Source organism: Rhodoferax sp. LS1P39, from assembly GCF_056521425.1.
This window is the reverse complement of sequence record NZ_JBWMAV010000002.1, coordinates 247,969-266,811: the sequence shown is the minus strand read 5'-3', so window position 1 is coordinate 266,811 and position 18,843 is coordinate 247,969. Positions and strand designations below refer to the sequence as shown.

At 59.9% G+C, this 18,843-nt stretch carries 16 protein-coding genes; 13 read left to right on the top strand and 3 right to left on the bottom strand.

Going from position 1 to position 18,843, the window contains the following annotated elements:
* The first annotated feature begins 1 nt into the window (after position 1).
* From nuoE to AC097O_RS04530, 13 genes are read left to right on the top strand one after another with little or no spacing between them, the layout of a single operon-like run.
* Positions 2 to 505 (top strand): NADH-quinone oxidoreductase subunit NuoE, encoded by a 504-nt coding sequence (gene nuoE / locus AC097O_RS04590; protein ID WP_479591686.1) that lies wholly within the window; start codon positions 2 to 4, stop codon positions 503 to 505.
* A complete protein-coding gene (nuoF, locus tag AC097O_RS04585; protein WP_479591685.1) occupies positions 505 to 1,857 on the top strand; it encodes an NADH-quinone oxidoreductase subunit NuoF in 1,353 nt (450 codons plus the stop codon). Before nuoE ends, nuoF begins: the two co-directional genes overlap by 1 nt.
* 15 nt (positions 1,858 to 1,872) lie before the next feature.
* Positions 1,873 to 4,020 carry an NADH-quinone oxidoreductase subunit NuoG gene (gene nuoG / locus AC097O_RS04580; RefSeq protein WP_479591684.1) on the top strand — a complete coding sequence of 716 codons (2,148 nt, stop codon included), beginning with the start codon at positions 1,873 to 1,875 and terminating at the stop codon, positions 4,018 to 4,020.
* Positions 4,017 to 5,099 (top strand): NADH-quinone oxidoreductase subunit NuoH, encoded by a 1,083-nt coding sequence (gene nuoH, locus AC097O_RS04575; RefSeq protein ID WP_315185696.1) that lies wholly within the window; start codon positions 4,017 to 4,019, stop codon positions 5,097 to 5,099. The genes nuoG and nuoH overlap by 4 nt, the downstream gene beginning before the upstream one ends.
* Positions 5,100 to 5,111: 12 nt before the next feature.
* On the top strand, positions 5,112 to 5,621 hold the full coding sequence (gene nuoI / locus AC097O_RS04570) for an NADH-quinone oxidoreductase subunit NuoI (RefSeq protein WP_315185698.1): 510 nt from the start codon (positions 5,112 to 5,114) through the stop codon (positions 5,619 to 5,621).
* A 56-nt stretch (positions 5,622 to 5,677) separates the two neighbouring features.
* On the top strand, positions 5,678 to 6,346 hold the full coding sequence (locus AC097O_RS04565) for an NADH-quinone oxidoreductase subunit J (RefSeq protein ID WP_479591683.1): 669 nt from the start codon (positions 5,678 to 5,680) through the stop codon (positions 6,344 to 6,346).
* Complete coding sequence (gene nuoK / locus AC097O_RS04560; protein WP_315185702.1) at positions 6,343 to 6,651, top strand: NADH-quinone oxidoreductase subunit NuoK; 309 nt, start codon at positions 6,343 to 6,345, stop codon at positions 6,649 to 6,651. Before AC097O_RS04565 ends, nuoK begins: the two co-directional genes overlap by 4 nt.
* Positions 6,652 to 6,656: 5 nt before the next feature.
* Positions 6,657 to 8,684, top strand: coding sequence for an NADH-quinone oxidoreductase subunit L (gene nuoL / locus AC097O_RS04555; protein WP_479591682.1), 2,028 nt, complete (start codon positions 6,657 to 6,659; stop codon positions 8,682 to 8,684).
* A 13-nt stretch (positions 8,685 to 8,697) separates the two neighbouring features.
* A complete protein-coding gene (locus tag AC097O_RS04550; RefSeq protein WP_479591681.1) occupies positions 8,698 to 10,173 on the top strand; it encodes an NADH-quinone oxidoreductase subunit M in 1,476 nt (491 codons plus the stop codon).
* Between the two features lie 24 nt (positions 10,174 to 10,197).
* Positions 10,198 to 11,685, top strand: coding sequence for an NADH-quinone oxidoreductase subunit NuoN (nuoN, locus tag AC097O_RS04545; protein WP_479591680.1), 1,488 nt, complete (start codon positions 10,198 to 10,200; stop codon positions 11,683 to 11,685).
* A 31-nt stretch (positions 11,686 to 11,716) separates the two neighbouring features.
* Positions 11,717 to 12,019, top strand: coding sequence for a DUF2818 family protein (locus tag AC097O_RS04540; RefSeq protein ID WP_479591679.1), 303 nt, complete (start codon positions 11,717 to 11,719; stop codon positions 12,017 to 12,019).
* Positions 12,020 to 12,061: 42 nt separating this feature from the next.
* Positions 12,062 to 12,664 (top strand): NUDIX domain-containing protein, encoded by a 603-nt coding sequence (locus AC097O_RS04535; protein ID WP_315243866.1) that lies wholly within the window; start codon positions 12,062 to 12,064, stop codon positions 12,662 to 12,664.
* A gap of 4 nt (positions 12,665 to 12,668) precedes the next feature.
* Positions 12,669 to 13,130 carry a DUF1178 family protein gene (locus AC097O_RS04530; protein WP_479591678.1) on the top strand — a complete coding sequence of 154 codons (462 nt, stop codon included), beginning with the start codon at positions 12,669 to 12,671 and terminating at the stop codon, positions 13,128 to 13,130.
* A 214-nt stretch (positions 13,131 to 13,344) separates the two neighbouring features.
* On the opposite strand, the gene AC097O_RS04525 is transcribed toward AC097O_RS04530, so the two are convergent.
* The 3 genes from AC097O_RS04525 to AC097O_RS04515 all read right to left on the bottom strand — a co-directional run bounded on the left by AC097O_RS04525 (position 13,345) and on the right by AC097O_RS04515 (position 18,842).
* A complete protein-coding gene (locus AC097O_RS04525) occupies positions 13,345 to 14,640 on the bottom strand; it encodes a Glu/Leu/Phe/Val family dehydrogenase (protein ID WP_479591677.1) in 1,296 nt (431 codons plus the stop codon).
* Positions 14,641 to 14,755: 115 nt separating this feature from the next.
* Positions 14,756 to 16,936: a YccS family putative transporter gene (gene yccS / locus AC097O_RS04520; protein ID WP_479591676.1), complete on the bottom strand. Its 2,181-nt coding sequence runs from the start codon at positions 16,934 to 16,936 to the stop codon at positions 14,756 to 14,758.
* 73 nt (positions 16,937 to 17,009) lie between these two features.
* Positions 17,010 to 18,842: an ABC transporter transmembrane domain-containing protein gene (locus AC097O_RS04515; RefSeq protein ID WP_479591675.1), complete on the bottom strand. Its 1,833-nt coding sequence runs from the start codon at positions 18,840 to 18,842 to the stop codon at positions 17,010 to 17,012.
* Between the last annotated feature and the right edge of the window lies 1 nt (position 18,843).

Sequence of the window (18,843 nt, the reverse complement as noted above, 5' to 3'; positions counted from 1 at the left end):
CATGATTTCTGAATCCACCAAAGCCCGTTTTGCCCGCGAAGTGGCCAAGTTTCCCGCCGACCAAAAGCAATCTGCCGTGATGGCATGTCTTTCTATCGTCCAGCAAGAGTTGGGCTATGTCAGTGCAGAAAGCGAAAACGTGGTCGCAGAGGTTCTGGGCATGCCACCCATCGCGGTGCATGAGGTCACGACCTTCTACAACATGTACAACCAGGTTCCGGTTGGGCGCTTCAAGTTGAACGTCTGCACCAACTTGCCGTGCCAACTGCGCGACGGTGCCAAGGCTTTGAAGCATCTCGAGCACAAGCTGGGTATCTCCATGAACGAGACCACGGCAGATGGCATGTTCACGCTGCAACAAAGCGAGTGCCTGGGGGCCTGTGCGGATTCCCCGGTGATGTTGGTCAACGACCGCACCATGTGCAGCTTTATGAGCAATGACAAACTGGACCAATTGGTAGATGGTTTGCGCGCTTCTGGCACCCCATCTGCGGAGGCTAAGTAATGTCAGCAGAACAAATTCTTTCCCAATTCAGGGCCACTGGGGTTCAAACCAGTTTCCATGGTCGCCACATCAATCCGCAAATCATGGCGGATCTGGATGGTACCAACTGGCACCTTAAGGATTACGAGGCCCGCGGTGGCTACCAAGCCTTGCGCAAGATTTTGGGCAAAGACGGTGGTGAAGGTCTCACACAGGACCAGGTCATTGCAACTGTTAAAGAATCGGCGTTACGTGGCCGAGGCGGCGCAGGATTTCCTACGGGTTTGAAGTGGAGCTTCATGCCTCGCCAGTTTCCTGGGCAGAAGTACCTGGTCTGTAACTCGGACGAGGGCGAGCCGGGTACCTGCAAAGACCGCGACATCATGCAGTACAACCCGCATATCGTCATCGAAGGCATGGCGATTGCGGCATATGCCATGGGTATTTCGGTGGGTTACAACTACATCCACGGTGAGATTTTCGGTACCTACGAGCGTTTCGAAGAGGCGCTGGAAGAAGCCCGTGCAGCCGGTTTGTTGGGTAACAACATTCTGGGCAGCAACTATTCGTTCCAGCTGCATGCATCCCATGGTTTTGGGGCTTACATCTGCGGCGAAGAAACGGCTTTGCTGGAATCGCTGGAGGGCAAAAAGGGCCAGCCACGCTTCAAGCCACCGTTCCCGGCCAGCTTTGGTTTGTATGGCAAGCCCACGACCATCAACAACACAGAAACTTTCGCGGCTGTGCCGTGGATCATCCGCAATGGTGGTCTGGCGTATCTGGAATGCGGCAAGCCCAACAACGGCGGCACCAAGATCTACTCGGTTAGCGGGGATGTAGAGCGCCCTGGCAATTACGAGATCCCAATGGGCACGCCGTTCTCCAAGCTGCTCGAATTGGCCGGTGGCGTACGCACCGGGCGTACCCTCAAGGCGGTGATCCCTGGCGGATCCTCCGCTCCTGTGTTGCCTGCAGACACCATGATGCAATGCACCATGGACTATGACTCGATTGCCAAGGCCGGTTCCATGCTGGGTTCCGGGGCGGTGATCGTCATGGACGATTCCCGCAACATGGTGGAGAGTCTGCTGCGCCTGTCGTACTTCTACTCCCACGAATCGTGCGGGCAATGCACGCCGTGCCGTGAAGGTACGGGCTGGATGTGGCGGGTGATTGACCGTATCTGGCGCGGCGAAGGCCGTGCAACCGATCTGGATTTGCTCAACTCGGTTGCAGACAATATACAAGGCCGCACCATTTGCGCGCTGGGTGACGCAGCGGCCATGCCGGTGCGCGCCATGATCAAGCATTTCCGCCCTGAATTCGAGGCGTTGATCCAGAACAAAAAACCCCAGGCTGCGGCGCACGCCTGATTGAGGTAAGAGCACATGGTAGAAATCGAACTCGACGGTAAGAAGGTAGACATTCTTGAAGGCAGCATGATCATGCATGCGGCTGAAAAGGCGGGAACCTATATCCCCCATTTTTGTTACCACAAGAAGCTCAGTATTGCGGCCAACTGCCGTATGTGCCTAGTGGATGTGGAGAAAGCACCCAAGCCTATGCCTGCGTGCGCCACGCCCGTCACGCAGGGCATGATTGTTCGCACCAAGAGCGAAAAAGCCCTCAAGGCCCAGCAGTCGGTGATGGAGTTTTTGCTCATCAACCACCCGCTGGATTGCCCCATCTGCGACCAGGGCGGTGAATGCCAGTTGCAGGATTTGGCCGTGGGCTACGGTGGTTCCTCCTCGCGCTACGAAGAAGAAAAGCGCGTGGTTTTCCACAAGGATGTCGGCCCACTGGTATCCATGGAAGAAATGAGCCGCTGCATCCACTGCACGCGCTGCGTCCGTTTTGGCCAGGAAGTGGCGGGCGTGATGGAGCTCGGCATGATCCACCGCGGTGAGCATTCCGAAATCACCACCGTGTTGGGTGAAACGATTGACTCCGAGCTCTCGGGCAACATGATTGACATTTGCCCCGTGGGCGCGTTGACCAGCAAGCCGTTCCGCTACAGCGCCCGTACCTGGGAGCTGTCGCGCCGCAAATCGGTCAGCCCGCACGATTCGACCGGAGCGAATCTGGTGGTCCAGGTCAAAAACAACAAAGTCATGCGCGTGGTGCCGCTCGAAAACGAAGCGGTGAACGAATGCTGGATTGCCGACCGTGATCGTTTTTCCTACGAAGCACTGAACAGCACCGAACGTCTCACCAGTCCCATGCTCAAGCAGGGCGGAGAGTGGAAATCCGTGGATTGGCAGACGGCGTTGGAATACATTGCCAACGGCCTGAAGCAGATCAAGACACAGCACGGTGCTGCCAGCATCGGTGCCTTGGTCAGCCCGCACAGCACGCTGGAAGAGCTGGTTCTGGCTGGGGCCTTGGTTCGCGGCCTGGGTAGTGAAAACATTGACTACCGGCTGCGCAATGCCGAGTTTGCTCAGGTCGAAGGTATCCGTTACCTGGGTACGTCGATAGCTTCTTTGAGCCAACTGCAGCGCGTGCTGGTGGTGGGTTCGAATTTGCGTAAAGACCACCCTTTGTTTGCACAGCGTATTCGGCAGGCAGCGCGCAAGGGATGTGCGGTGAGTGCTATAAATTCTGTAGTGGAGCTTGCCAAGGCGGATGCATGGGCAATTCCTGTTGCAAACTTCGTGCAAGGTTCAGCAGACCAATGGTTGCAGTTCTTGGCCGATGTCGCTGCTGCGGTGGCAGAAACTAAGGCTGTTACGGCGCCCGTTGCTGGTTCCGCCACGGACGCAGCCAAAGCCATTGCCAAGTCATTGCTGGGAGGGGACCGCAAGGCGATTCTCCTGGGTAATGCGGCTGCGCACCACGCCCAGGCTTCCAGCCTGTTGGCACTGGCTAACTGGATTGGCGAGCAAACGGGTGCCACGGTTGGGTATCTGACCGAAGCTGCCAACACCGTAGGTGCACAGTTGGCGCATGCCCAACCAGCCCAAGGCGGGTTGAATGCCGGGCAAATGCTGGCTGGTGGGCTCAAAGCCGTTTTGTTGCTAAACAATGAGCCGGAGTTTGACTCGGTTGCGGGTGCTGCACACAGCGTGGGCCGTGCAGAAATGGTCGTCACCATGAGCCCATTCAAGTCCAATATGGTGTTCAGCGATGTCTTGCTGCCAATCGCCCCGTTCTCGGAAACCTCGGGTAGTTTTGTCAATGCCGAAGGGCGTGTGCAAGGCTTCCATGCGGTGGTGAAACCTTTGGGTGATACCCGTCCGGCTTGGAAGGTGTTGCGCGTACTGGCCAATGTGCTGGGCCTGCCTGGCTTTGACTTTGAGTCGTCGCAAGATGTTTTGGCGACTTTGCGCGGCGATTTATCGGAAGGGGCCACACAGGTTCTGGCCGACAAGTTGAGCAACAAGACACAAGTAAGCATTGACATGACGGTACGTGCTTCTGCGGTGCCCGTAGTCGCAAGCCTGTACCAGTTGGATGGCATCGTGCGCCGTGCCAGTGCTTTGCAGATGACGGCAGATGCGCGCCAAGCCCATGCTGCACAAGAGGTGGCCGCATGATTGATGCAATTTTTGCTTTTGGACAAGGTCTGGTGGGTGCTAGCTGGTGGTCCGGTGGCGCTTGGCCAGTCATCTGGAACCTGATCAAAATCGTTTTGGTTCTTTTGCCGCTGATGGGCTGTGTGGCCTATCTGACGCTGTGGGAGCGTAAAGCCATTGGTTGGACCCAAATCCGTATCGGCCCCAACCGCGTGGGTCCTTTGGGCTTGCTGCAGCCGATTGCCGATGCATTGAAGCTGCTTACCAAAGAAATTATTCTTCCTACGGTGGCGAACAAGGGCCTTTTCTTTCTGGGCCCCATCATGACCATCATGCCCGCCTTGGCGGCTTGGGCGGTGATTCCTTTTGGTCCTGAAATTGCGTTGTCGAACATCAATGCAGGTTTGCTGTTCTTGATGGCAATCACGTCCATGGAAGTCTACGGGGTCATCATCGCCGGTTGGGCATCGAACTCCAAGTACGCTTTCCTAGGCGCTCTGCGCGCCTCTGCGCAGATGGTCAGCTATGAAATCGCCATGGGCTTTTGCCTGGTGATTGTGCTCATGGTGTCCGCCAGTTTGAACCTGACGGATATCGTGATGGGCCAGGCCAAGGGCATGTTTGCCGAAAAAGGACTGACCTTCCTGTCCTGGAACTGGCTGCCGCTGCTGCCCGTCTTCCTGGTCTACTTCATCTCCGGTTTGGCCGAAACCAACCGCCACCCGTTTGACGTGGTGGAAGGTGAGTCGGAAATTGTGGCTGGCCACATGGTGGAGTATTCCGGCATGAGCTTTGCGATGTTCTTCTTGGCCGAATACGCCAACATGTGGCTCGTGTCGATCATGACGGTGCTGATGTTCCTCGGTGGCTGGTTGTCGCCGATCGACAGCGTGTTGTTCAACTGGATTCCAGGCTGGATATGGCTCGGGCTCAAGACCTTCGCGGTCGTGACCATGTTCTTGTGGGTGCGTGCCAGCTTCCCACGCTTCCGGTACGACCAGATCATGCGCCTGGGTTGGAAGATTTTTATCCCCGTCACCCTGGTGTGGCTGGTGGTGGTGGGTGGCTGGATGCAGACCCCGTTCAATATCTGGAAGTAAAGCGAGTCACGTATGTCCACATTGGCTACCCCTGCCTTTTCGCTCAAGGACTTTCTCTCCAGCTTCATGTTGGCAGAGTTGTTCAAAGGCCTGGCGCTGACCGGCAAGCATGCGTTTCGGCGCAAGATCACGGTGCAGTTTCCAGAAGAAAAAACACCGCTGTCTCCGCGTTTTCGTGGCCTGCATGCTTTGCGCCGCTACGAAAATGGCGAAGAGCGTTGCATTGCCTGCAAGTTGTGCGAGGCGGTGTGCCCCGCCATGGCAATCACCATTGAATCGGACGTGCGTGCCGATGGCTCGCGCCGTACCAGCCGGTATGACATCGATCTGACCAAATGCATTTTTTGCGGTTTTTGCGAAGAAAGCTGCCCGGTCGACTCCATCGTGGAAACCCATGTACTGGAGTACCACGGTGAAAAGCGTGGTGACCTGTACTTCACCAAAGACATGTTGTTGGCAGTGGGAGACCGGTACGAAAAAGACATCGCAGCGGCCCGTGCTGCAGATGCCAAGTACCGCTAGTCCTCGTTCACAGCTGCTGATTGCTGCCCTCGTTTCCACACAATAAGAACTGCTCCATGGACGTTAAGACAGGCCTCTTTTATCTCTTCGCGACAGTGCTGCTGTTCGCAGGGTTTCGGGTGATTACCTCACGCAACCCTGTGTATGCCGCTCTGTATCTGGTGCTTGCGTTTTTCCAGGCAGCCGCTATCTGGATTCTGCTGAAAGCAGAGTTCCTGGCTATTACCTTGGTGCTGGTGTACGTCGGCGCGGTGATGGTGTTGTTCCTGTTCGTGGTGATGATGTTGGACATCAATGTCGATGCACTTCGCCAGGGCTTCTGGAAGCATTTCCCCATCGCTGCCGGTGGTGGTGTTTTGCTGGCACTTGAAATGGCCATGGTGTTGATGGGCGGGTTCCGTACCAACGACGAAACCCGCAACCTGACGGGGGGCGCAGATGTGGCTGCCCAGGTATCCAACACCAAGGAACTGGGCAAGATTCTCTACACCGAGTATCTTTATCCGCTGGAAATCGCTGCAGTCATCTTGTTGGTGGCTATCGTCGCCGCCATTGCGCTGACGCTGCGCCAGCGCAAAGACAGCAAGCACGCGAATCCATCCGACCAGGTGCGCGTCAAAGCCCGTGACCGGGTGGAGATCATCAAAATGAAGGTAACCCAGCCCGCGGTGGAAGTTGCTGCACCTGTTGCTCCAGCAACTGCGGTTGTGGAGAAAAAAGCATGACCCTGACGCTTGGACACTTTCTTTCACTCGGGGCCATTTTGTTTGCCTTGTCGGTGATCGGCATCTTTCTGAACCGTAAAAACCTCATCGTCTTGTTGATGGCCATCGAGTTGATGCTGTTGGCGGTGAATATGAACTTTGTGGCGTTCTCGTATTACTTGAACGACATGCGCGGGCAGATTTTCGTCTTCTTCATTCTGACGGTGGCCGCCGCCGAATCGGCTATTGGCTTGGCCATTCTGGTGCTGCTGTTCCGTAATAAATCCAGCATCAATGTGGATGAACTCAATACGCTCAAGGGTTAATAAAAATGAGTCAAACCCTCACAGCTTCTACTTTGCTGACGGTTCCGCTGGCACCTCTGGCGGGCGCTTTGCTCGCTGGTGTTCTGGGTACCGCATTTGGCGGTAACGTGATTGGCCGACGCGCCAGCCACTCGCTCACCATCTTGGGTGTGTTGATTGCTTTCGTCTTGTCGGCCATGACGCTCAACAGCGTGGTCAACGACGGTGCCCGCTTCAATGAAACGCTCTACACCTGGATGGATGTAGGCGGATTGCGTATGGAGATTGGTTTCATGGTGGACGGCTTGACCGCCATGATGATGTGCGTGGTGACCTTTGTGTCGCTCATGGTGCACATCTACACCATTGGCTATATGGAAGAAGACGCGGGCTATAACCGTTTCTTCGCCTACATCTCGCTGTTTACTTTTTCGATGTTGATGCTGGTCATGAGCAACAACATGCTGCAGTTGTTTTTCGGCTGGGAAGCTGTGGGCCTGGTGTCCTACCTGCTGATCGGTTTCTGGTTCAACCGTCCCACCGCCATCTTTGCCAACATGAAGGCCTTTTTGGTCAACCGTGTGGGTGACTTTGGTTTCATTCTGGGCATTGGCCTGATTGCTGCCTACGCAGGCACCTTGAACTACACCGAAGCTTTTGCAAAAAAAGACGCGCTGGCGCAACTCATGCTCCCCGGTACCAACTGGATGCTGATTACTGTGATCTGCATCTGCCTGTTCATCGGAGCCATGGGTAAATCGGCCCAGTTCCCGCTGCATGTGTGGTTGCCAGATTCCATGGAAGGCCCTACACCCATCTCGGCGCTGATCCATGCGGCCACCATGGTGACTGCGGGTATTTTCATGGTGGCGCGTATGTCGCCTCTGTTCGAGTTGAGCGATACCGCCTTGAACCTGATCCTGGTGGTGGGTTCCATCACTGCGTTGTTCATGGGCTTTTTGGGCATCATCCAAAATGACATCAAGCGGGTGGTTGCGTATTCCACGCTGTCCCAGTTGGGCTACATGACGGTGGCTTTGGGTGCCTCGGCTTATTCGGTTGCCGTGTTCCACCTGATGACGCACGCATTCTTCAAGGCCTTGCTGTTCCTGGCGGCAGGCTCAGTCATCATGGGTGTCCACCACAACCAAGACATCCGCTGGATGGGCGGCTTGCGCAAGTACATGCCCATCACCTGGATTACCTCGCTGCTGGGTTCTCTGGCTTTGATCGGTACACCCCTGTTTTCCGGCTTTTACTCCAAGGACAGCATCATCGAAGCAGTGCATTTGAGCCACTTGCCTGGAGCCAGTTTCGCAAACTTTGCGGTGCTGGCGGGCGTGTTTGTCACCGCTTTCTACTCATTCCGGATGTACTTTCTGGTGTTTCACGGCAAAGAGCGGTTTGACCAAAACCCGGATGCCCACCATGGACATGACGACCACCATGGCGACCATGGCCACGGTGACAGCAAGCCCCACGAATCCCCCTGGGTGGTGACCTTGCCATTGGTGCTTTTGGCCATTCCCTCGGTCGTCATTGGCTACTTCACTCTCCAGCCCATGTTGTACGGTGACTTTTTCAAGGATGCTATTTTCATAGACTCTGAAAAACACGCCGCCATGAAAGAGCTGGCGCAAGAGTTTCACGGTGCCTGGGCCATGGCGGTCCACGCATTGACCACCATGCCGTTTATTTTGGCGGTTGCCGGTGTGGCCACCTCCTACTACATGTACATGGTCAACCCGGCGCTGCCTGCGGCCATCAAACGTGCTTGCCAGCCGATTTACACGCTGTTGGAAAACAAGTACTACCTGGACTGGTTCAATGAAAACGTGCTGGCACGCGGTGCCCGTGGCCTGGGTACCGGCCTGTGGCAGGTGGGCGACCGCACCATCATCGACGGTGGCGTGGTGAACGGATCCTGGAAAATCGTGGGTTGGATTTCGGGCATGGTGCGTTGGGTCCAAACCGGATTCATTTACGACTATGCGTTTGCCATGATCGTGGGTGTTTTTGCGCTGATGACGTATTTCGTTTGGCTCAACCAGTAGAGGAATAAGAAAAATGGGATTGTTGAGCCTTGCCATCTGGATACCTATCTTTTTTGGCGTTGTACTTTTGGCCTTAGGCCGTGATGAGCAGGCCCGGGCCGTCCGTTGGGTCGCCCTGGTGGGTTCGGTGGTGAGCTTGCTGGTGACCTTGCCGCTGTACAGCGGCTTCAAGCTGGGCACTTCGGCGATGCAGTTTGTGGAAAACACCAGCTGGATCGAGCGCTTCAATGTGAACTACCACCTGGGTGTGGACGGCATCTCGGTGTGGTTTGTGATCTTGACGGCATTTATCAATGTCATCGTGGTCATTGCCGGTTGGGAAGCCATTACCAACAAGGTCAACCAGTACATGGGTGCCTTCCTGATTCTCAGCGGATTGATGATTGGTGTCTTTTGCGCGCTGGATGGGATTTTGTTCTACGTCTTCTTCGAGGCCACCCTGATCCCGATGTACCTGATCATCGGTATCTGGGGCGGGCCCAACAAGATTTACGCCGCCTTCAAGTTCTTCTTGTACACGCTGCTGGGTTCTTTGTTGATGCTGGTGGCGTTGATCTTCCTGTACGTCAAGTCGGGCGGCAGCTTTGACATTGCCACCTGGCACCAGTTGCCTCTGGACAGCCAGACCCAGACATTGCTGTTCTTCGCATTCCTGTCAGCGTTTGCGGTCAAGGTGCCGATGTGGCCAGTACACACCTGGTTGCCCGATGTGCACGTGGAAGCACCTACCGGCGGCTCCGCCGTGCTGGCGGCCATCATGCTGAAGCTGGGTGCCTACGGTTTCCTGCGGTTCTCCTTGCCCATTGCGCCCGATGCATCCCATGAATGGTCGGGGCTGATGATCGGCCTGTCCCTCACTGCCGTCGTGTATGTGGGTTTGGTGGCCATGGTGCAGGAAGACATGAAGAAGCTGGTGGCCTATTCGTCGGTCGCCCACATGGGTTTTGTAACCCTGGGCTTCTTCATCTTTAACCCGCTGGGCATTGCGGGCGGCATTGTGCAGATGATTGCCCATGGCTTTGTGTCGGCCGCCATGTTCTTGTCCATCGGCGTGCTGTACGACCGTGTGCATTCCCGCGAAATTGCCAGCTACGGCGGCGTGGTCAACACCATGCCCAAGTTTGCAGCCTTTGCCTTGCTGTTTGCCATGGCCAATTGCGGCTTGCCCGCCACAGCTGGCTTTGTGGGTGAGTGGATGGTGATTCTGGGTGCCGTGCAGTTCAACTTCTGGGTCGGTTTTGCCGCAGCAACTGCGCTGATCTTTGGCGCCGCCTACACCCTGTGGATGTACAAACGTGTCTACCTGGGCCCGGTCACCAACGACCATGTCAAGGAACTCAAAGACATCAATGCGCGCGAGTTCTTCATGCTGCTCCTGCTGGCGATTGCGGTGCTGGCCATGGGCCTGTACCCCAAGCCTTTCACCGACGTGATGGATGCCTCGGTGGCCGATTTGATTAAACACGTTGCAGTTTCCAAGCTCAACTGACCCCACTGGATTGAGAACGAAAAGATGATTGACACAATCAGTTGGATCACGGTTTACCCTGAAATCGTGCTGCTGGCGATGGCCTGCATCATTGCGCTGGTCGACCTGGGGGTGAAAAGCCCACGCCGCACTGGCACCTATGCCCTGACCCTGCTGTCGCTGGGCGTGGTGGCCATCCTGCAGGGCTTGTACGCCAATGGCAACACTACCTTGTACGGTTTTGGCAATATGGTCGTGAGCGACCCCATGGGCAACTGGCTCAAGTGCTTTGCCACGATCGCGGTGATGGTCACCCTGGTTTATGGCCGTCCGTACGCAAGCGACCGCGGCATGTTGCACGGCGGCGAAATGTTCACCTTGAGCATGTTTGCGCTGCTGGGCATGTCGGTCATGATTTCGGGCAACAACTTCCTGGTCATCTACATGGGCCTGGAGCTGCTGACCCTGTCCAGCTACGCCCTGGTGGCGCTGCGCCGCGACAACGCCACTGCCAGCGAAGCCGCCATGAAGTATTTCGTGCTGGGTGCCCTGGCTTCGGGTTTCCTGCTGTACGGCTTGTCGATGATGTACGGTGCCACCGGCACGCTGGAAGTCGGCCAGGTCTTCAAGGTGATCGCCTCTGGCCAGGTTAAGCACCAGGTGCTGGTGTTTGGCTTGGTGTTTGTGGTGGCCGGTCTGGCGTTCAAGCTGGGCGTGGTGCCATTTCACATGTGGATTCCCGACGTGTACCAGGGCGCACCCACCGCGGTGACGCTGATGATCGGCGGCGCGCCCAAGCTGGCGGCATTTGCCATCTGCATCCGTTTGCTGGTCGAGGGCATGCTGCCGCTGGCGATTGACTGGCAGCAGATGCTGGTAGTCCTGTCGGTGGGCTCCTTGGCGCTGGGTAACCTGGCTGCCATCGCCCAAACCAATTTGAAGCGCATGCTGGCCTACTCCACCATTTCGCAAATGGGCTTTGTGCTGCTGGGCCTGCTGTCGGGTGTGGTCAACGGCAATACCTTGTCGGCCGCCAATGCCTACAGCTCGTCCATGTTCTACGTCGTCACCTATGTGCTGACCACCCTGGCCGGTTTCGGTGTCATTCTGCTGCTGGCCCGCGAAGGCTTTGAGAGCGAAGAAATCTCCGACCTGGCCGGTTTGAACGAACGCAGCCCCTTGTACGCCGCGGTAATGGCCATCTGCCTGTTCTCCATGGCCGGTATCCCGCCCATGGTCGGCTTCTACGCCAAGCTGTCGGTGCTACAGGCGCTGATCGCCTCGGGTTACGCAGGCTATATCGCGCTGGCAGTGTTTGCGGTGGTGATGTCGCTGATCGGTGCCTTCTACTACCTGCGCGTGGTCAAGGTCATGTACTTCGATGCACCCATTACCGCCACCACCGTGTCGGCACCGCTGGACGTGCGGGCCGTGCTGTCGGTCAACGGCGCGCTGGTGCTGATTCTGGGCATCGTGCCCGGCGGCCTGATGACCCTGTGTGCGCAGGCCATCGTGCTGACGCTGGGCACCTGATGCGAGCGGGCAGGGCGGTAGGACAGTTGCGGTGACCCAAACCGTTTCCGTATGGTTGGTGCTGTTGGCGGCCATCGTTGCCGCCAATCTGCCGTTCATGGGCCGCCGCCTGTTCTTGGTGTTCAAGCTGGCCCATCCCAAATCCCTGGGCATGCGCCTGGGTGAGTTGGTCGTGTACTACTTTGCGGTCGGTGGCCTGGGCTTGCTGCTGGAGAACCACGGTGGCCAGATCGCTCCCCAGGGCTGGGAGTTCTACGCCATCACCGGCACCCTGTTCATCACCTTGGCGTTTCCGGGCTTCATCGCCCGCTATCTGCTCAAGCACCGCATTTGAGCTTTGCCGAACTGCCGCCAGTGACGCTGTCGGCCCTCCCGAATGACTTCCATGCCTATCCCCGACCAGCACCTCGTTGAGCACAAGACCGACAGCGAAGAGCTGCTCAAGGGGCGCTTCCTGCACGCCTTTCGCGACACCGTACGCTTGCCCGATGGGCGCAGCGCCACGCGCGAGTACGTGAAGCATCCCGGCGCGGTGATGGTCGTGCCCATGCTGGACGATGGCCGCCTGGTGCTGGAGCGCCAGTTCCGCTATCCGCTGGACCGGGTGATGGTCGAGTTTCCTGCGGGCAAGCTGGATGCGGGGGAAACCACGTTCGCCTGCGCCCAGCGCGAGCTGCTCGAAGAAACCGGCTACTCCGCTACCGAATGGGCGCGGGCGGGCATGCTGCACCCGGTGATTGCCTACTCCACCGAATTTATCGACATCTGGTTTGCCCGCGGCCTGACGCTGGGTGAGCGCAATCTGGACGCGGGTGAGTTCCTCGACGTGTTCACCGCCACCTTGCCCGAGCTGCTGGAATGGTGCCGCGATGGCCGGGTGACCGACAGCAAAACCCTCACCGCCGCCCTGTGGCTGCAAAACCTGGCCTCGGGTGCCTGGTCGCTGGATTGGCAGCCTACCGCGTCTGTAGTAGCCTAAGCGCATGAAAGTCCTGGATCTCCAATGCGCCCACCAGCACAGCTTTGAAGGCTGGTTTGGGTCAGAGGATGATTTCCAGAGCCAACTCGCCCGGGGTTTGGTCGAATGTCCGCTGTGCGGCAGCAGCGAGATCGTGAAAAAACTCAGCGCCCCGCGCCTGAATCTGGGGGCCGTGCAGGTCCCCGCCAAGGCCGATGCTGCACCTGTGGTTGAAGCTAACCCGGCTCCCACGCCGTCACCCGCAGCCCAGGCCGCCTGGATGAAGATGGTCCGCCACGTGATCGCCAACACCGAAGACGTGGGCAGCCAGTTTGCCGAAGAGGCCCGCAAAATCCACTACGGCGAGCGCAAGGAACGCAACATCCGCGGCGAGGCCACGGTGGAAGAAACCGAAGCCTTGCTCGACGAGGGCATCGACGTGCTGCCGCTGCCGATACCGGCGGCGCTGAAAAGGCCGCTGCAATAACCATCTGCTATCTTTTTTGAAAAAATAAAGATAGCTTGCCACGCTTATGGAATAAGCACGGGCTGTCGGTTTTATGCCTAAAAATGACCCACCCAGCGTATAAACGTCTCTTCCAGGGATACCGCGGAACTGGCTTTGCCAGGCCGTAGGTATCGCCCCCTGCAAGGGGGGTGGCGAAAAGTGCGTAGCACTGCAGCCTGGGGGTGTGCCAATTTCAGGGGTACAGGCCGCGCAGTTCGCGGGTATGCAGAATCCGCTTGCAGGCCACGATGAAGGTGGCGGTGCGCAGGGTCACCTTGTTCTCTTGTGCCACCAGCCAGACGGCGTTGAAGGCTTCCTTCATGATGCGCACCAGTCGGGCGTTGATCTCGTCTTCGTCCCAGAAGAAGCTCGAAAAGTCCTGCACCCACTCAAAGTAGCTCACCGTCACGCCGCCCGCATTGGCGATCACGTCGGGCAGCACCAGGATGTTGCGCTCTTGCAGAATGTCGTCCGCCTCGGGGGTGGTGGGGCCGTTGGCACCCTCGATCACCATGCGGGCGGTGATGCGTCCGGCGTTGTCCTTGGTAATTTGCTGCTCCAGCGCAGCGGGGATCAGGATGTCGCAAGGCACGTCCCAGAACGCGTCGTTGGCAATCACCTCGGCACCGGCAAAGCCGCCCACGCCACCGGCGTTCTTCACGTGCTGCAGCAGGGCGGGCACGTTGAAACCGCCTTCACAGTAGATGGTGCCGCTGTGGTCCTGCACAGCCACCACGCGGGCACCGGCTTCGGCAAACAGCTTGCCCGCCACGCCACCCACATTGCCAAAACCTTGCACCGCGATGCGGGCCGTGGACACGTCCAGGCCGATGTGCTTGGCCGCTTCCATGCCCACGGTAAACACGCCGCGCCCAGTGGCTTCACGGCGGCCCAGCGAGCCACCCAGATCGACCGGCTTGCCGGTCACCACGCCGGTGGCGGTGGAGCCCTGGTTCATGGAGTAGGTGTCCATCATCCAGGCCATGATCTGCTCGTTGGTGTTCACGTCGGGGGCCGGAATGTCCTTGTTCGGGCCGATGATGATGCCGATCTCGCTGGTGTAGCGGCGCGTCATACGCTCCAGCTCACCGCGCGACAGGGTTTTGGGGTCCACGCGGATGCCGCCCTTGGCACCGCCGTAGGGCACGTTGACGGCCGCGTTCTTGATCGACATCCAGGCCGACAGCGCCATCACTTCCGACAGCGTCACGTCCTGGTGGAAGCGCACGCCGCCTTTGCCCGGGCCGCGCGAGGTGTTGTGCTGCACGCGGTAGCCTTCAAAGTGGGCGATGGAGCCGTCGTCCAGGTGGATCGGCACATCGACTACCAAAATGCGCTTGGGGCGCTTCAGGGTTTCCACCCAGCGGGCCAGGTCGCCCAGATAGGGTTCCACCCGGTCCACTTGCTGTAGAAAAATGCCCCAGGGGCCGATGTGGTCGGGGTTCAGGTACGAGGGCACGGCGTGCACGGTAGGCGCTTGGTTGGACATGGAATAAATCCCTTGTGTGACAGAAAGGCGAAGCTTAAAACTCCAATGCGCATCTGTCCAAGGCCAGCTTTAAGCCCATCTATGCACTAAATGCATGGACGGGCGGGTAGCCGTTTCAGCCCACCGGGTCTACCGCCAGCAGCCGTTCGGCCTGCACCCGCAGCGGCGCCAGCAACTGGCCGATCAGCGCCAGTTGGCTTTGCACCACCCGGTGCGCAGCGTCGGTGGGCGCGGCGCACAAGGCCTCCAGCACGGCTTCTTCGTCGGGGTTGGCGGGCGGCACCGGCTGGCTGGTGGCCAGGCTGGTGGCCAGTGCGTCCAGCACCTTGCTGATCAGCGCGGCGGCCTGCTCGGTGGACGCGTCGCTGGGGGCGTTTTGCAAAGCCTCGCGGTGCGCGCCCAGGCCCGACAAATAGTTCAGCAGGGTGTGCGAGAGCAGCAAAAACCGCAAACCGCTGTCGCTGCGGCCCTGCAGAAAGCCCGGCTCCTGGAACAGGTTGGACAGCGCGGTAGACAGCGCCGCATCCGCGTTGTGCGCATTGCGCCGGGCCGTGCGGTAGGCCAGGTCGTCGCGCTGGCCGCCTTGGCCGCTTTTGTACTGGGCCATGATCTGGCGCAGGTACAGGTTGCAGGTGGCCAAGGTGCGGGCCGCCACCTCGTGCATGCGGCGGCCCTGCCAGTCGGGCAGGATCAAAAACACCGCCAACCCGGCGATCAGGCTGCCCACCACGGTATCCACCATGCGCGGCACGATCAGGCCGTAGCCGTCGCCAATCTGGTTGAAGCTCAGCAGCACCAGCAGCGTCATCGAGCCCGTGGCCAGCGCGTAGTGCCGGGTGCGGTTGCCAAAGAACACCACGCCCGCCGCCACCGCAAACATGGCCTGCAGCAGCAGGCTGGGGAACAGCCGGAACAGCGCCCAGCCCACCACCAGCCCGGCCATGGTGCCCACCACCCGCTGCACCATGCGGCGACGGGTTGCGCCAAAGCTCTGTTGGCACACAAACACCGTGGTCAGCAAAATCCAGTAGCCCTGGCGCGCATGCAGCCAGTGCAGCAGCCCGTAGCCCACGGCCAGCGCAATGCTCAGGCGCACCGCGTGGCGAAACAGCGGCGTGGCCGGGGTCAGCTGCCGCCATACCCGGTCGAACGCGTCGCGCAGCGACTGGGGCGAGCGGTCCAGCAGCGCATGGTCCTGCACCTCGGCTTCGGGCGCGGGCAGGCTGGCGCTGGTCAGGCGGGTTTGCAGCGTGCCCAGGTTCTTGGCCAAGGCAGTCAGCGTGGCCAGCAGCCTTTGCCAATGCGGTTGCTGCAAGCCCTCCAGGTGCGCCAGCGCGTCTTGCAAATCCTGCTGCGCCTGGGCGCTCACCGTGTCGGGAATCACCGCTACGCGCAGCAAGATCGCCCGCGCCAGCCGCTCGCAGGCGTGGCCTTGCAGGCGCAGCAGCCGCTGGCAGCGGAACAGCACGTCGCTGTGAAAAAACGTCTCGGTCAGCTCGCTGTAGGGCGAATGCGAAGAGCTGGCCCGCTCATGCACCTCCTGGGCAATGAAATACAGCCGCAGGTAGTACTGCATGCGGTGGCTGGGCACGGCCTCCAGCCGGTTCAGAATGCTTTCCTTGGTGACGTTCAGCGCCGTCACCACCGCGCCGTTGCGTTGCGCCAGGGCCAGGCGCTTGACCTCCTGGTCCACCCCGCGCACCGGCTCAAACAACGATGCCTTCAGCGTCAGGTAGCTGCCCAGCACCCGGTACAGGGCCGCCAGGTTTTGCTGCACCGGCTGGTGGGTGAACAGCACGCACCACAGCACCGACAGCAGGCCGTACCAGGTGGCCCCGGTCAGCAGCAGGGCGGGTTCCAGCCACAGCGCGTTGCCCGAGCCGCTGCGCTGGTCCATGCCAATGGTGGTGTAGATCGACAAAATTAGCGTGCCGTAGGCAATGGCCTGGTAGCGCGGGCTGATGGCCCCCAGCATGGTCAGGCAAAAGGTGGCCAGCACCAGGCTGATGGGAAACAGCACCGGGTGCGGAAACAGTGTCTGCACCGCAAACGCCGCCAGCGCAAAGCACAGCAGCGTGACCAGCAGCGCCCGCAGCCGCCCGCGCCAGTTGTCGTCGGTCTCGGCCAGGGCACAGGCGATGGTGCCCAGAAACACCGGCATCACCAGCGCCATCTGGTCGTTCACCCAGCCCACCGCCATGGTGGTGCTCAGCGCAATAAAGATGCGCAGGCTGTAGGGAAACGTGTCCAGCGCCCACAGGCGGCGCAAAGACTGGGACAGAGGCAAGAAGGGCATGCGGGCTTTACTATTAAAAATATAGCTGCTCGTGCTGGTGGAACAAGCGCTAGGCCCTGATTCTATGCAAAATCTATGCCGTGAACTGTAATGCGGCCAAGCGGGCATACACCCCGTCCTGCGCCACCAGCGCCGCGTGCGTGCCCTGTTCGACGATGCGGCCATGCTCCAGCACCACGATGCGGTGGGCCTGCTGCACGGTGGCCAGGCGGTGGGCAATCACCAGCGTGGTGCGGCCCCGCATGGCGGATTCCAGGGCGGCCTGCACCATGCGTTCGCTTTCTGCGTCCAGCGCGCTGGTGGCTTCGTCCAGCAGCAGCAGCGGGGCGTTTTTCAGCATGGCGCGGGCAATCGCCACGCGCTGGCGCTGGCCGCCGCTCAGGCGCACGCCGCGCTCGCCCAGAAAGGTGTTGTAGCCCTCGGGCAGGGCGGTGATGAAGGCGTGGGCAAAGGCCGATTCGGCGGCGGCCATCACCTCGGCATCGGTCGCGTCGGGGCGGCCATAGCGGATGTTTTCCATCGCGCTGGTGGAGAACATCACCGCGTCTTGCGGCACGATGCCGACGTGCTGGCGCAGGTCCTCCAGCGCCAGGTCGCGGGTGGCCACGCCGTCCAGCCGGATGCTGCCCGACTGCGGGTCGTAAAAGCGCAGCAGCAGCTGGAACACCGTGCTCTTGCCCGCGCCGCTGGCCCCCACCAGGGCCACGGTTTCGCCTGGGGCCACGGCCAGGCTGAAATCGGCCAGGGCGGGCTGCAGCGGGCGCGATGGGTAGTTGAAGTTGATATTTTCAAAAACAATAGCACTTCCCGCCGATGTAATCAGCGCTGGGGCCGGATTGGGTGCAGATTTAATGGGCGACTCGGTGGCCAGCAGCTCCATCAGCCGCTCGCTGGCACCCGCCGCGCGCAGCACGTCGCCGTACACCTCGCCCAGCACCGCGGTGGCGCTGGCCAAAATAATCACGTAAACAACAGTCTGCCCCAGGTGCCCGGCCGTAATGCTGCCCTGCAACACCGCCTGCGTGCCCTGGTACAGGCCCCACAGCAGGGCGGCAGAGGTGGCGATGATGATGAAGGCCACCAGCACCGAGCGTGCCTTGCTGCGCCCCACGGCGGTTTGGAAAGCGGCGGCGGTGGATGCGTTGAAACGGGTGGCCTCACGCCCCTCGGCGGTGTAGCTCTGCACCACCGGAATGGCGTTGAGCACCTCGGCGGCGATGGCGCTGCTGTCGGCCACCCGGTCCTGGCTGGCGCGTGACAGTTTGCGCACCCGCCGACCAAACCAGGCGCTGGGCAGCACGATCAGCACCAGGATGCCAAACACCTGGGTCATCACCACCGGGTTGGTCCACACCAGCACGCCCAGGGCACCCAGGCCCATCACCGCATTGCGCAGGCCCATGCTCAGCGACGAGCCCACCACGGTTTGCACCAGCGTGGTGTCCACCGTCAGGCGCGACAGCACCTCGCCGGTCTGGGTGGTTTCAAAAAACTGCGGGCTTTGGCGCAGCACGTGGGCGTACACCGCGTTGCGGATGTCGGCGGTGACGCGTTCGCCCAGCCAGCTCACGGTGTAGAAGCGCGCCGCCGAGAACAGGCCCAGCGCGGCCGCCACCGCAAACAGCTCAAAGAAATGGTCGCGCAGCGCCAGCACCTGTGCGCCCCGGTCCACGCCGCCGTCGGAGCCGGTCTGCACCAGGCCCTGGTCGATCAGCGCCCGCAGCGCCAGCGGAAACGCCAGCGTGGCGGCGGCGGCCAGCACCAGGAACACGATGGCCAGCGCTATGCGGAAACGGTAGGGCTTCAAGAACGGCAGCAGCCCCGACAGCGACCGTGGCGACCCCTTGGCCCCGGCGGTGGTCGAGGGGGACGGGGAGGGGGCGGAAGGAATTGCAGAGGTGGCCATG